General features: G+C 39.2%; 12 protein-coding genes and 2 pseudogenes. 4 read left to right on the top strand and 10 right to left on the bottom strand.

The window, feature by feature from the left end; translation table 11 throughout:
• Positions 1-175: 175 nt before the first annotated feature.
• The 5 genes from OCU38_RS16335 to OCU38_RS16355 form a co-directional block, all read right to left on the bottom strand.
• On the bottom strand, positions 176-568 hold the full coding sequence (locus tag OCU38_RS16335) for a hypothetical protein (RefSeq protein WP_261824529.1): 393 nt from the start codon (positions 566-568) through the stop codon (positions 176-178).
• 10 nt (positions 569-578) lie between these two features.
• A complete protein-coding gene (locus tag OCU38_RS16340; protein ID WP_021713469.1) occupies positions 579-1,292 on the bottom strand; it encodes a hypothetical protein in 714 nt (237 codons plus the stop codon).
• Entirely contained in the window at positions 1,237-2,634 is a 1,398-nt protein-coding gene (locus OCU38_RS16345; RefSeq protein ID WP_261824530.1) for a hypothetical protein, read from the bottom strand. The genes OCU38_RS16340 and OCU38_RS16345 overlap by 56 nt, the downstream gene beginning before the upstream one ends.
• Positions 2,634-3,533, bottom strand: a complete 900-nt coding sequence (locus OCU38_RS16350) for a hypothetical protein (RefSeq protein ID WP_261824531.1) — start codon at positions 3,531-3,533, stop codon at positions 2,634-2,636. Before OCU38_RS16350 ends, OCU38_RS16345 begins: the two co-directional genes overlap by 1 nt.
• Before the next feature lie 565 nt (positions 3,534-4,098).
• Positions 4,099-5,298 (bottom strand): hypothetical protein, encoded by a 1,200-nt coding sequence (locus OCU38_RS16355; protein ID WP_261824532.1) that lies wholly within the window; start codon positions 5,296-5,298, stop codon positions 4,099-4,101.
• Between the two features lie 769 nt (positions 5,299-6,067).
• Here OCU38_RS16355 and OCU38_RS16360 point away from each other — a divergent pair.
• Positions 6,068-7,044 (top strand): annotated as a pseudogene (locus OCU38_RS16360) (IS481 family transposase).
• 15 nt (positions 7,045-7,059) lie between these two features.
• Here the strand turns inward: OCU38_RS16360 and OCU38_RS16365 are convergent.
• The 3 genes from OCU38_RS16365 to OCU38_RS16375 form a co-directional block, all read right to left on the bottom strand.
• Positions 7,060-7,746 carry a macro domain-containing protein gene (locus tag OCU38_RS16365; protein WP_261824533.1) on the bottom strand — a complete coding sequence of 229 codons (687 nt, stop codon included), beginning with the start codon at positions 7,744-7,746 and terminating at the stop codon, positions 7,060-7,062.
• 6 nt (positions 7,747-7,752) lie between these two features.
• Positions 7,753-9,273, bottom strand: a complete 1,521-nt coding sequence (locus OCU38_RS16370) for a DUF4433 domain-containing protein (protein WP_261824534.1) — start codon at positions 9,271-9,273, stop codon at positions 7,753-7,755.
• 319 nt (positions 9,274-9,592) lie between these two features.
• The gene (locus OCU38_RS16375; protein ID WP_261824535.1) at positions 9,593-10,141 is read right to left on the bottom strand and encodes a hypothetical protein; all 549 of its coding nucleotides are present in this window, start codon (positions 10,139-10,141) and stop codon (positions 9,593-9,595) included.
• A 175-nt stretch (positions 10,142-10,316) separates the two neighbouring features.
• Here OCU38_RS16375 and OCU38_RS16380 point away from each other — a divergent pair.
• Positions 10,317-11,476 (top strand): IS3 family transposase gene (locus tag OCU38_RS16380; protein ID WP_390625264.1). Its coding sequence is split into 2 segments (ribosomal slippage): positions 10,317-10,584 and positions 10,584-11,476, totalling 1,161 coding nucleotides; the frame shifts between segments, so codons are not numbered across the junction.
• On the opposite strand, the gene OCU38_RS16385 is transcribed toward OCU38_RS16380, so the two are convergent.
• Together OCU38_RS16385 and OCU38_RS16390 are read right to left on the bottom strand one after the other, a co-directional pair.
• Positions 11,451-11,771 (bottom strand): hypothetical protein, encoded by a 321-nt coding sequence (locus tag OCU38_RS16385; RefSeq protein ID WP_261824536.1) that lies wholly within the window; start codon positions 11,769-11,771, stop codon positions 11,451-11,453. The two genes, OCU38_RS16380 and OCU38_RS16385, sit on opposite strands and share 26 nt — an antisense overlap.
• A gap of 18 nt (positions 11,772-11,789) precedes the next feature.
• A complete protein-coding gene (locus OCU38_RS16390; protein ID WP_261824537.1) occupies positions 11,790-11,912 on the bottom strand; it encodes a hypothetical protein in 123 nt (40 codons plus the stop codon).
• A 488-nt stretch (positions 11,913-12,400) separates the two neighbouring features.
• On the opposite strand from OCU38_RS16390, the pseudogene OCU38_RS16395 reads away from it, so the two are divergent.
• Together OCU38_RS16395 and OCU38_RS16400 are read left to right on the top strand one after the other, a co-directional pair.
• A pseudogene (locus tag OCU38_RS16395) lies at positions 12,401-12,697 on the top strand (transposase); the annotation flags it as partial.
• Positions 12,698-12,919: 222 nt separating this feature from the next.
• Positions 12,920-13,627: a hypothetical protein gene (locus OCU38_RS16400; RefSeq protein WP_261824538.1), complete on the top strand. Its 708-nt coding sequence runs from the start codon at positions 12,920-12,922 to the stop codon at positions 13,625-13,627.
• Positions 13,628-13,642: the final 15 nt, after the last annotated feature.

Genomic DNA, 13,642 nt, shown 5'->3' on the forward strand with positions numbered 1-13,642 from the left:
ATGGAATGTAAGAGTTGTGTAAGTTGTTATTTTTATGAGAGTTAGGTGGGTAATTTATAAAATTTAGGGCATGGTTTTGGAGGTATGTGGATGAGGCATCGGTATGAGCTATTGTAGATAACTTGCCGGGTATTAATGTGAGTTGGGGCACAAACATGGGTGCCCCTCGCTAAAATTACACAGAATCTGGTACAGCCTCTGCTTGAGCAAATCGCTTTAGCGCCTCATCTTCAATCATATTAAGGTTTTTAGGCGCTACGACAGATTCAGTCATTACTTCGACTTCGGATAAAGCAATATTTTTGTATATACCGAGATACTCTCGATTGATAGCCATACTCTTAACAAAATAACTAGAGATAGTATCAGACAAGACCATTTTATAGTGATTAGAGAACTTTACGTTTAGGTACCAACCTCCATACTCTCTAGACTTAACTTCTACAAGCATGCCAAATCCCCAAATACGGTGATCTATGGTAATTCCATGTTCTACCTTAAAATCTTTAGCAAGATCCCCATCATATTCTATAAATATGGCTTTGAATGATTGTTCACTATCGTACATAACCTAATTTTTATTCCTGTAACAACTCTGGCATACGATTTAGTTTCTCATTCCCGAGCGTATTTGCACCATCGACTTTAACTCCATCACAGTCTATATAGATTTTTCCATTTCGTCTGATTTGAGTACATTCATCGGGGATAACTTCGACCTTTTTCTCAACCACTTTTTCAACTGGAACCTCTACACGTTTTTCTACTGGCACTTCCACGCGTTTTTCCACTTCTTTGATCAATGGCGCTTCTGTTACCCATCGATACATCCGATATAGACCGAGTACAGCCAAAGAAATCAAAATAATAATAAGGATGAGCTTTAGAATTGTATTCAAAGCACTTTGCAGCCACCTACTACGTTGATGTTTAAGTCGCCTCGAATCCCTTTCTTGCTGGATTCGTTGCGATTTTCTTAACTCATAAATCTCTGCATTCGCACGCTCTCTCGCGAGTTGAGCTGTCACTTCTTCTTTTACTATTTGAGAATGAACTTGCTTTCCTTTTAGCGTATTCAATTGCTCCGGAGATATAGTCCCCTCATGAACATGAGTATCCGCTTTTTCTCCTGCAATTTCGGCCGCAATTTTTTCAGCTTCTAGCTGCTCTTGAAGTAGTTCTTTTCTATATCTAGCTTCATCAAGCTTTCGTTGATGTTCTTTTAACCGTTGTAATCTAAGCCAATTCTGGCGATTCGACTCTTGTAGTTTGCTCAGATCTAGACTGCGCATTGAGTAGTTCCTCTAGTTCATCACTGGTAATATTCTCAGGAATTGGGACAATTCGTTCATGGATGATGATTTGTGGTTCTTTCACTATCATCGGCTCACTGACCTTCTGAATTCGGTCAACATAAACCGGAACTTCAACCTTGACTGGAACTTCGACAAATTTCTCAATTTCTACTTCAACAATCTTTTCAACCTCAACAATGCGTTCAACTTCTTTCTCGATCTCTACTTCTACAATTTTTTCTACTTCAATTGTACGTTCGACTTCTTTTTCAACCTCAACAGGTACTTCTACTATTTTTTCTACTTCAATAATTTTGGTGCGCCTACTAGCCCAAACACGCATATATTTGAGTAATTTTGCCAACGCAATGTCTCGAATATCACGGCGCTCTCGCTTCAGTAGCAAACTGTGTTTTCTTCTTTCTTTATGCTCTGGAGTACTCAGTGATTTCAGTAAGTTTAGAATGAAGTAAACAGGGTATATTAAGGCTGATATAAAACTAATAAATGCACCAAATGGGTCGTCAAATTTCACCTCAAACCAAGAACTGACTTTGTTTACGATCGATACATACATCTGTTTCTTTTGATCATAATCTGTTTTAGTTCCGGAATGGGTGTTGTTAACTTTCGCAATCTCACTTCGCAAACTATTCATTGTCGATCGCGAGTTAAAAATGTCTGATTCCAACTTACGTATATTGTCACTATTCGCTTCTTTATCTTTTTGCGAGGTTTTTATATTTCGATTTAGCGAGTCTATTTGTTTTTTGAAATTAGCAATTGCAGCAGCACAATCAGGGCTTTGGCTACAATCTCTAGCTGTTTTTCGCCTTTCGCTATCTTGAATACTAATCGCTGATAGCTCTTTTGTGTCACTTTCAATTTTATGGTCAATATTTACGTTTCTAGCGCGAAGGGCAATCAACTCGGTATTAAAATCTTTAATATCTCGAGATATATCTTCAATTTGATTCTGTCTAGTCTCATTATCATGTTCAGCAGTTAAAACAATTTTGACATCATTTGTAGCCAGACTGTTAAGATAGCTATTGATGCCGGTATAACATAGTAACCAAAATGCTGGCACAATTAAGAACAATGAAACCTTTAAAATTCGACTTGTAGAATACCAATCTTTGATTACCGATGAAGTCCAGATAAGCACAGCTAATTCAGCAATAAACAACAATATGGCAAACGGGTTAACCGGATAATCTCTGTTTGGAAATAGAATTTTATAACCCATAACATTGAACCAAACAATAAGAAATCCCATCATTACAAGCAATAATGTTACTGCTTTAAATTCAACATTATCAAAATTAATACTTTTCATTACATTTTTTCAACTTTCATATATTTATTAATATTACTTTCGGTCAAAATCAACATCTGATTACGATCATAATTGTGCATAAATTCATCATATAGTTTTGAGCTACCACCAATATATTCCCAGTAAGGCTTGTAAACCTTATACACATGTTTTTTAAAACGTTCTGTATCAGGTTTGCTCGGGTTATATGGTCGGTGAAACCCAATTTCTGCCCCTGGTTCAATTTGTTTAAACACCCCAGAAGCATAAATAATTCCGCATGCGGAATAACACTTCATATATTGATCACTAGCAGAGCCCCACTTGTTCTCTTGCATATAAGTGCCAATTTTAATCGCCTCATTCATCAAACCACCAGGGCTATGTATCATCAGGCGATTTAAAGCTATACCCTTCCCTTTGTAATAAGCGACATAACGTAAGAACTTGTCGTAAGTACCCTCAGTAATCTTTCCTTCGCCGTATAAGTAATAACCTTTTTTATCTTGCCCTAGCATAAAAATTATCTTGGTACTATTAGCTAAAGGATGACCAATTTTTTTTGGCGCCATAATTGGCGGCATTTTCTCAGGCAACGGTGGCGCTATATGTTTTTGCACCGGAGTATTTTTAGCTATTGCCTTATCAGCAGCCTTTGGACGCTTATGCGATTTTTTATTTGGCTCATGAGGGACAGTCTTTGCGACTTTATGAGTACTTTGCTTGGTAAGTATTTTCTTAGCTGATGTAATAGAGTTATGTTTAGAATTCGTTGCAGAATTCGGTTTTACTATAGGAGCTACTGTTAGTTTTTTTGAAACTTCTGATTTACTATGAATTAATTTTGCTTGCTCACTTGAACATCCTGTAAACAATATAGAAACAGTTAAGGCAATAACAAACCAACTGCATATTCTCATAGCTATTCGCTCTTATAAATTACTAAACGTAAATAGGTTGATAATTAAACCACTTATTACCTATATTATTAATGTATACCAGCACAATGTGTTACTGTAAATCCACCCGACACACTAACATTTCTAAATAAGGACTTTTATTGGCGTAGTCTTAACTACCTATACTTAGGTTTAATTAAAGACATAGCGATTAGAAACTCAAATAGTGCAACAAATACCTTACAATTGAATAAATGCAAACATTCAAAGTAATAAATTATATCACTATGCTTTAGAAAATATAAGGCTACAACTCCCTTTGTCTTATAATTAGTCAAGGTTTATATATATTTATATGAATCAAATATAATGCGCATCTTGTTTTGTATTTACAAAAAAATTCATTCATCTGCGTTTTTATGGAAAATAATAACTTGTGGTGAAAGCTACCAACTTATGAGGCTAATTTCTTATTTGCACAAAGAGTAAACAGTAAAAATTAATAAGAAAATTTGAATACAACATTTAGAAGGGGTTTTAAAACGCCACCAACCTAGTGGCGCTATTGATTAGTTATTTATGCTCTCTATTGAAGAGGGATTCCATTTGCCATTAATTTGTTATTATCTAAAGTAACTTTAGTTGTATAATTATTAGCCTCATCTATCGTCCAGAAATGATTTAACATTTGTTGTGGAATGCCTAACTTTGTAACTAATTTTGGTGTCAATGTGATATCTACTTCAGACGAAATTGCATTTTGCACTTGGCTCTCAAACTGATATCCAGTTAAGCTCCCATAATTTGCTTTGTTAAAGGTTAATTGTCCCTTCACATTGGAATCATTTACAAACATATTTACATCTGAAAACGTAAAGCCGTCACCTAAAATTCGTATCAGCAAGTCTTCAGCAACCGTATGTTGATTATTGCTAATTGCATCATTAAATGCGGTGATTTTCTGGGTATCAAAAGACCCAAGCTTACCCTTAAAGCCCACAGTTGACTCTGGCAGAGAGAGCTGAGGTGTATTGACATTTAACGAACCTACCACCCAATCATAATACACGTCGGTTTTTTCACCGACAGTTGCTTTGGTATTCAATTTCACATCATTAAACGCTATTTGAGTTGAAGGATCTGACACCCTAGCATTCAATATAGTCAGATCAGCGGTATGTAGTGTTGAGCTTGAGACTGAATCCAATGTTGTTTTACCAATCTCAAAAATATTGTTGTTTTCATTAAACATGGCGCCATCAATAATGATTTGTCCAGCATTATCGTCTACCGTACCAGCAACATTCAACGACAATTTACCTAACTTTAAGCTAAGATGACGATCACTAATCACACCTAATGTTAAGCTACTCTTAAGATCGAAGTGCTGACTGGTCGGCGATAACTCATATTTGATGTTTTCATTAAACGACGTCACCTCTTTAACAAATTCAGCCGCTAAACCTTTATCTTTGGGTAATTGTAACTGACCATGCACTTTTAATCCAAACGGCGCTACTTTCGCATTATGAGTTACGTAAATAGGTTCAGGAGTGCGCTCTTGCCCGTTAGTTAGATAAACGGCAAACTCTTGTTCTACATCGCCACCACTTATTTCGGTTTTTATAATCTGAATGTCTAAGAAATTATCATTCACGTTATGAACCGAGTCTTCTACTTGATTGACAAGTTGTTCGGCTGCAGCATCAACCATCACTTTGTTTGCTACATAAGTACCGCTACCCACTACACCTGCAATCACTACCGCTAAAATGCCTTTATTCATCGAATTACCTGACCGTTGTTATCTGTATTATTTTTAGAATCTTACACTTACGTGTTTATAGCATTGCTTCATTATTAAAAATAATCATTTAATTCTATAGGTTATTTGACCTAGATCGAAAGATTCCAGTGCAAAGAGCATGTTACCTGACATAAAAGTTACCCCGAATTCAGATAATAAGTGGACACTCATAGAAAGGCATAGAAGAAGAGGAAGCAGCAAAGATTGCTATAGTTCTAAAGAGGCACATCAGTCGTCAGTCTTACATCGAAGTAATGCGAACAAGTATAAAATCCCGACAGAGCGGATAGATTTCATTCGGTTTTTAGAACATGCAGACTGGAGTCATGAGCAAATATCTAATGTGTTAACGATGACAGGAACCCCCGTTAGCCACGAGTGAATCTATCTATATCTAGCCTATGACAAACGCTTAGGTGGTGTAGTGGCAAACTATATTGCCACTTGAGACAAGGCCATAGAAGATATAGCCTAAGCACTAGATACGAAAGTCTACTTTGTTGATCCTCATTATTCTTGGGAGAGCAGCACAAATGAAAATACAAATGCCCTTCTGAGACAATATATTAAAGAAGGCACCTACTTGAGAACAATAACAGATGAGCAAGTCTTATATGCACAAACTAAGACAAATAGTCGACCGAAGAAGTGTTTAGGGTTCAAGCCCGAATTCAATTCTGAAGTGCGACACTCTCTAAAATATCAAGTGTGTGATTCATAGACATCCTTTCAACTATACTGGGTGTATATGGACAGAGAAATCCAACAAAGTCTACAGTGGGTAAAAATGTATGAGGAATGTGATGATGCAGGCCTCGTATGTCGACGCTGTGGTATTTCCAGACCAACATTACGCAAGTGGGCTAAGCGATATAAGCAGTATGGAATCGTTGGTTTGGAAAGCCAGAGCAGACGCCCTCACTCTTCTCCAAGTAGCAAAGTCACTGATGAACTAAGAGCTTTGATCCTTACGATGCGTGAGAAACGCAATTTAGGAGCACGACGTTTACAAACAGAATTAATCCGACTTCACCAAATACACTTAAGCACTGCGACACTCCATAAAGTTTTATCCGAAGCCTCAGTCTGCCCCATCGTAACTTACCGATGTAAAAAAGATTACCAAAGATATGAGCGCCCAACTCCTGGTGATAGAGTCCAGATGGACACCTGCAAAATAGCGCCTGGAATTTATCAGTATACAGCTATTGATGACTGCTCTCGCTATCGAGTTCTAAGGTGCTACTCTCGGCGCACAGCACTAAATACCGTCGACTTTGTCGATTGTGTCGTGGAAGAGATGCCATTTCCTATCCAGCGTATTCAGACGGACAGAGGACGTGAGTTCTTTGCAGAGAAAGTCCAAAAACAACTCATGATTTATGGAATCAAGTTTCGCCCAAATAAGCCTGGCTCACCTCACTTGAATGGCAAAGTAGAACGTTCACAGAAAACAGATAAAAGTGAATTCTATCCGACCATAGATGTCTCTGTGGGGCTGGAAAAGCTCGATTTACTACTAGCTGAAGGCAACACTACTATAACTGGGAACGGCCCCACAGTTCGTTAAATGGGCGAACCCCGATGGATAAGATTACAGAGGTCGCTGATCAAACTCCTTTGTCTGAGGAGGTATCTCAGCACTACCAGATCAAGAAAGAGCGGTTTCAACAACAGAATTATAAGCTCGATCTTCAGCTAAGAAAATTGAAACCATCTCTATGAATCACACACTTCATGTTAAAAAATCTCCCCTTGTTTTGGCTGGAGTTCATAATCCTTCAGAAGATATAGTTTTTCGACCACTTTTTGCCCAATACCTTTTACCTTTAGTAGCTGACTCAGCTGGTTAATCTCTTCCCTAGCAAGAGCTTCTTTGACCTTAGTTAAATCAGATTCTCGTAATCCAACAGCTGATTTAATCTGTAGTGGGCTCTCAAAAGACAGAACCAGCTTTACGTGCTCACACAAAGAATCTTTTGCCATAGGGTCGTAAAAGTATATATCTACGTCGATATCTAGAGTGTCTAGATATTCCTGCATTATACTCAAGCTTCTCTCTTTCCCTAATCCACCTTTATCCGCACCGAGTAAAGGAAATGCAATTGATCCTACATGCTTTTCCTTGTAGGTTTCGACAAACTTTTCAAGCCCTTTTCTCAAATACTCTTCTTTAGAAGGAAACTTCCAATGCTTTTTGGTTGGAAAATTCAACACTCTTTGAGAGCCAACATTGCCATATATCCAAATTTTACCAATATCAAGCAAGCCATCTTCACAAAATTGTTGATATTTTGAAAACATATCTGGGTATCTTAATCGATACTCCAAAGCTATACCCGCCCCCATTATTCCAACACAATTAACAGCATTAACTATAACATCTCGTTTACTATCAAAAATATTACCTGAGATTTCTGTAACCATATAAACTCACTTAAAAAACATATCTGGAGATACTTTAATCAAGGAAGCGCTAACTAACATTCCTTCAAGTACTCTTTTTGTAAAAATAGAATTACAGTGTATAGCCTTAATAAATCTGCTCTCTATTTTTGGATAAATTAAAACTTCTGCACATTTTTTCCGCTTACCATCATGATGTTCACTCCAATAATCTGAATTTATCACATCCCAAGGTAGTTTATTCAGCTCTCCAATATCACTGTAAAATGCTGTATCTCGCGAGGCTGCATTACCATCTGATAGAAGAAATTGTCCTGCCCTAAGCGCAGAAATATCTATCTCCAACAAGCATAATTGCTTGGACAAATCCTTTTTTGCGAAAAGCATCGGGTTTTTGATGCTAATATAAGTTGGTGCGTAGTCGTGTAGCTTTCTTCTGTAGATCGGTTCTGATTGCTTCCGGTATTCTTGAACGTCTGCATTTGATATATCTTTAGGACTATACTTGCTATGCGCTAGTGAGTTACTCAGTATGCCATGCTGAAGTATATTCTTGACGTTATCAATATGTGTCATATGCCAAAGTGAAGTAACACCAAAGTTTCCAAATGTTCGTGATGAAACACACCCGTTATTAGGTTCGCCTTTCCAAACATTTACCCTATCTCTAACGGTAGCTTTAGTGTTATTAGTATGGCGTTCATATATGTTATTACGATTTACATCAAAAATAGAATCCGAAGAAACAACACTCTTCTTAGCTATATCGCTTTCAGCAAATACAAAAGAGCATTTAAACTGAGCGGCGCCAGAGCCAGAATTACCATTTTTAAAACATGAATTACTGGAACACCTTGGACAAAGAACTTCCTTTGCATGTTTTTTATCCGCTAGCTTAATGCTAGGTCGAATACTACTTTGATTACTCTTAATTGAACCGGAGTTACTTTCTCGTATAGCTGTTTTATTTATCTGAGAATCAAGAGCTTTTAATTTCGCTTTATTACTCTCAATGAGCTTAGATATATCTACTGTCGGTTTATTCTGACTTTTTGCAGTATTAGCAGGTTTGGTTGGTCGAGGTGCTCGTATATCAACTGCCGGGCGCCTACTGACGTTCGAGCCATCAGCAGCCTTAGGCTCAACATTGGCCCAAATGGAATTATCTAACTTTTTAGTTTGCTTCTTTCCAGTTCTTACCACTCCCGTCGGTGTTTGTAAGTTAGCCTGTGCTTTCTTAAGCGGTTTGCTAAGCTGGTTATTCTTCCTATTTGAACTACTCTCTTGGCTAATAGCCGTTTTAGGCTGGTAGCTAGTTTGACCAACCTTTTCAACTTCCTTCTTCCGCTTAGACTCTCGACGGTTCAGCCATGTCCCTATCACCACAGTGATAAACAAGACATGTGGCACCGCAGCAATCAAACATACCGGATTCAGGCACAACCCGAAAAACAGTAGCTGATTCAGAAACATAACTACTATGAAGGTTCCTGTATACAGGGTTGCAACCTCTTTCGTTCTCTGCCAGAGCTTAGACAACCAATTCATTTCAAACTTACCTTAGAACGGTTGTGGTGACCTTGCAAACTTACTGAATGGCCTAAGCCATTTATTTATATGATATTTTAAACCATACCAAAGCTTGGTGTAATGTTTTTTGTTAAATTTCCCTTGTTAATAGCCTTAAAACTTAACAAAAATACGATAAGTCGAAAATTAGCATTGCGACTAGTCGTAAGCTACGTCAGCGTCAATTTCACCAGATAAATTCTTTAGCTGACCGCCACATGCGGAAAGGGGCTTAAGAGTGTTAGCTTCAGCAACACCAACACAACTTTGGACAGAAGTGTGTTAGCTCTACTGAGGCCTATCTACCCAGCAGTCTGGCAAAGAAGCCTTTTTTAACGGGCTCAACAATATCAAATCCGCATTTACACTTTTTACCATAGCGATCTTGATAGTCTTGCTGAAAACCTAGTTGTTTCGCTTCTCCTAGTGTCATGCTTTTATTGTATTGGAGCTGATGGTCAGAGTTTGCGTCGATTGATGTTGAAGCCCGCCAAACGATCAAAGTGCTATCTGGTAAAGACATGGCAAGGTCATGAACTCGCTGATCCTCTTCAGTTCTTATAAGATCATCCGGATGGTGATTGTTTACATCCCAATCCCCATTTTCAATATCAGTTTCAACATATTCAGCCATCGCGCCATATATTCCAAGCTCATCAATTTCTTCAAAGATGCAAGCGAATGTCTTGGCAATTCTCGTAACCTGTCGTTTAGGTAAGGATTTATAATTGGCTTTGAGGTCAGAGAGTTTACTCTCTGACATGTACTCCAACTCGAATTGATACTCTTCCCAAAGCGCGTGTTCTAGCTGATTTTCCAACAGAGGCAGAGATTCTGTATATTTCATATTTAGAGGCGCTATCTTTAGATTTGCGCAGCACAAGCTACATAAGACTCAATAACGGCATTATCAAACTTAAACATTGTGTCTTTTGTAAACATGCCTTGCTTCAGGTGTAGTGGTTTAATGATCCCGGACACCCAATTAGGTGATAAAGTCACCACAATTAATGAGGTGTTCAATGACAAAACGACAACGACGTACATTTTCTTCTGAGTTCAAAATGGATGCAGCATGCTTGGTTCTTGATCAAGGTTACTCAGTTCCCGAAGCAGCACGCTCAATGAATGTTGGTGAAACGGTTTTACGGCGCTGGATCGAACAGCTTAAGATCGAGCGAGGTGGTATTACCCCAACGGCCAAAGCGCTTACTTCGGAGCAGATAAAAATCCAAGAGTTAGAAGCCCGGATTAATCGACTTGAGAGGGAAAAGTCGATATTAAAAAAGGCCACAGCTCTCTTAATGTCGGACGAGCTCGAACGCTCTCGTTGATTGATCACTTAAGGGAGCATGAATCAGTCAAGTTGTTGTGTGAGCTTTTTGATGTAGCTACATCTTGCTATTACGAGTTTAAACAGCGTAAGCCCGATGCTAATCGTGTTCGGCTTGCTAGCAGGATAAGAGAGCTTTTTAACATTAGTCGTGGCTCTGCTGGAAGTCGCACGATTGTGTCTATGCTTCGCTCTGAAGGCATCAAAATTGGCCGATTTAAAGTACGGAAGTTAATGCATGAGGCCTGTTTAGCAAGTAAACAACCCGGCTCCCATCGATATAAATCGGCTAAAACAGAACGTCCAGACATCCCGAATTTGTTGAAAAGAAAATTCTCGGTAACCATTCCAAATCAAGTTTGGTGTGGTGATATTACTTATATTTGGTCAGGCTCAAGATGGGTATATTTGGCAGTTGTTCTAGACCTTTATAGCCGTCGAGTTGTTGGCTGGGCTCTATCCAACAAACCCGATTCGGCTCTAACAACTAAAGCTTTAGATATGGCTTGGGAACAGCGAGGGCGACCAGATGGTATTATGTTCCACTCAGATCAAGGGGTTCAATACGGGAGTCGCAAGTTCCGTCAAAGACTCTGGCGATATCGAATGGCTCAAAGCATGAGCCGACGTGGAAACTGTTGGGACAATGCGCCGATGGAAAGGTTATTTAGAAGCCTGAAAACAGAATGGATTCCGGCAACTGGTTACATGAACCAAAACCAAGCCCAAAAAGACATCAGCTATTACCTGATGAACTATTACAATCGACAGAGGCCACATCAAGCAAATGATGGGGTTTCGCCGGTTACTGCCGAAAATCGGCTTAAGATAGTGTCCGGTATTTGTTGACCACTACAAGGGTTACTTTAACTGTCTTATCGCCATTAACTTTCATAGTTTGGTAAAAGTTGATATCAGTTGCCCACGATCCTAACCCTGTTGGTTTAAGAGTGGTTGTCTTTGGCTCACCGTAACGAGAGTACGTTACAAACTGCACGTCCTTTTTAGTGTCAAACTTAGCAATAACACCTTCCTGACCATGTTTCACAAGCAGTACAAGCTTGCGGCGTCCATCATCATATGCGACAGATGCTACGGATGCATCTTCGAGGTATACGTTCTTAGCGCCATATTTATCTGACATTGCTATGCAGGATTGACCTTAATCTGATACACGATGAAGTGCTGTACTACTATGCTCTTGTGCAATTACTGTAGTGTCTTCGGAAGCCATTGCTAAACCAGATATTGTTAAAAGTACTGTAGAGAAAAGAAGTTTTTTCATAATGCCAATTTCCGTGCCTGTTTAAGTTAAGCGGAATGCTAGCATTATGTATTTAGAGTTACTTACCTCCTTCCGCCATTATAAAGACATTTCGTGTCAGTCAGTAAACTTTTACGCTGAGAAGGTTTTGGACAAAAGCTTGTCAGTTGTATTGCTAAATTAGGATATAACGGATTAACTGAGTTATGGGAAAGTAACGCCCGCTTAAGGCGTGAATAAATATGTGCCAAAATGAGGGCGAAGCGAAAAGACCCTGGCATTAATTCTGTGTAACTGTCGGAGTTAAACCAATTCAAATGGCTCACAAGCTGTACCTTGATGATATTTCATTTGCCACCTAGTACCTGTAAAACACCAAATTGAACTACGTTTTGCGTGATTTGTAACGGTACCATTATGATCCACTAATGCCATTTCATAACGCAAAAGCTGCACTGATGCTTCAAGCTGACTACACTCAAAATTCTGAGCATGCACTTGAATATCTGAAGGTTCCTCAAATTAGTCGCTCTTGGACAGCGCATTGGGACAACCTCAATACTCTGTTCAACTCCCCAGTGGATATCCGCCGAGCGATCTACACGACTAACGCCATTGAATCCCTCAACAGCGTTATTAGAAAAGCGATTAAGAAGCGCAAGCTGTTCCCAACAGATGAGTCAGCTCGAAAGGTGATCTAATTGGCTATCCGAGATGCCTCCAAGAAGTGGACGATGCCAATAAGAAACTGGCGACAAGCACTGAACCGCCTTATGATTATGTTCGAAGACCGACTCACTGAATAGATGTAACCCCGACAGTTACACAGAATTATTTACAGGGTCACACCTGAAGTGCCCCATAATTCTCAGCTCTAACTTCCTTTTTCTAATTTCGCCTCAAAGCCGTATTTATGGCTTTGAGGCGTTGTCGTTTGGAGAGAGAGATCACAAGACAAACAACATAACATACTGTTTTAATGGGTATTTACTACTATCAGTTATTCAATTTCTGAATTAAGGATGCCCATGAAACCATCACAGATCTTGGCGGTCAAGCCATCGCTAGGTTTTCCAATACTTGGAACTATACCCCTTCTATCACGCATTATCTTTTCCACCGCATTAGCAGCGAAGCGCGAAGAACAAGAACTGGCCGAAGAAAAAGCAAACAGCTCATACAAGAGGTCAGATTGGACCCGTCATAAGCGAAAGGATGAGCGCGAGAGACGTGGATTTTTACCTTATGAAAGGGGCGAGAAAGAACTTAATGACAAAGAGTCCTTGGTGAAGTTTGTTAGGTGGGCCAATTTCTTTGTCCTCATCATGATGCCATTTTTTTGGTTCGAGGTGTTCTCCCATCCTAAAGTAAGAACTTTGTTAATTATCTCAGTGATCTTTTCAGTCTGTGCGATTTGGCTGGAAAAAAGTACCAATGACAAGGTACAAAACACTGAAATGCGGGGCGTCGCATCTGTTGCTGTATACTTGTGTTACCTGATACCAATCCCATTAACGCTAATAGTTGTCAATGACCTAGCAGGCGCTACGTTCGTTGGTTCTCTGGGTGATATTGGCGTTTACGTCGAATATGTCGGACTGCTAATTTTGGCCTTCTTTGGTCTAGCTTTACCAATTGCTCTATCTCTTGGGCTTTGTATAGAACGTGTTGCGCAATTGATTGGCTCAGGGAGGCCGAAGCGCAAATCGCTGAGACCAAGCCTCCTAAGTTTCTAACCCTCGAGGATTATG

The sequence above is a fragment of the Vibrio neonatus genome, from assembly GCF_024346975.1.
GTDB lineage: Bacteria > Pseudomonadota > Gammaproteobacteria > Enterobacterales > Vibrionaceae > Vibrio > Vibrio neonatus.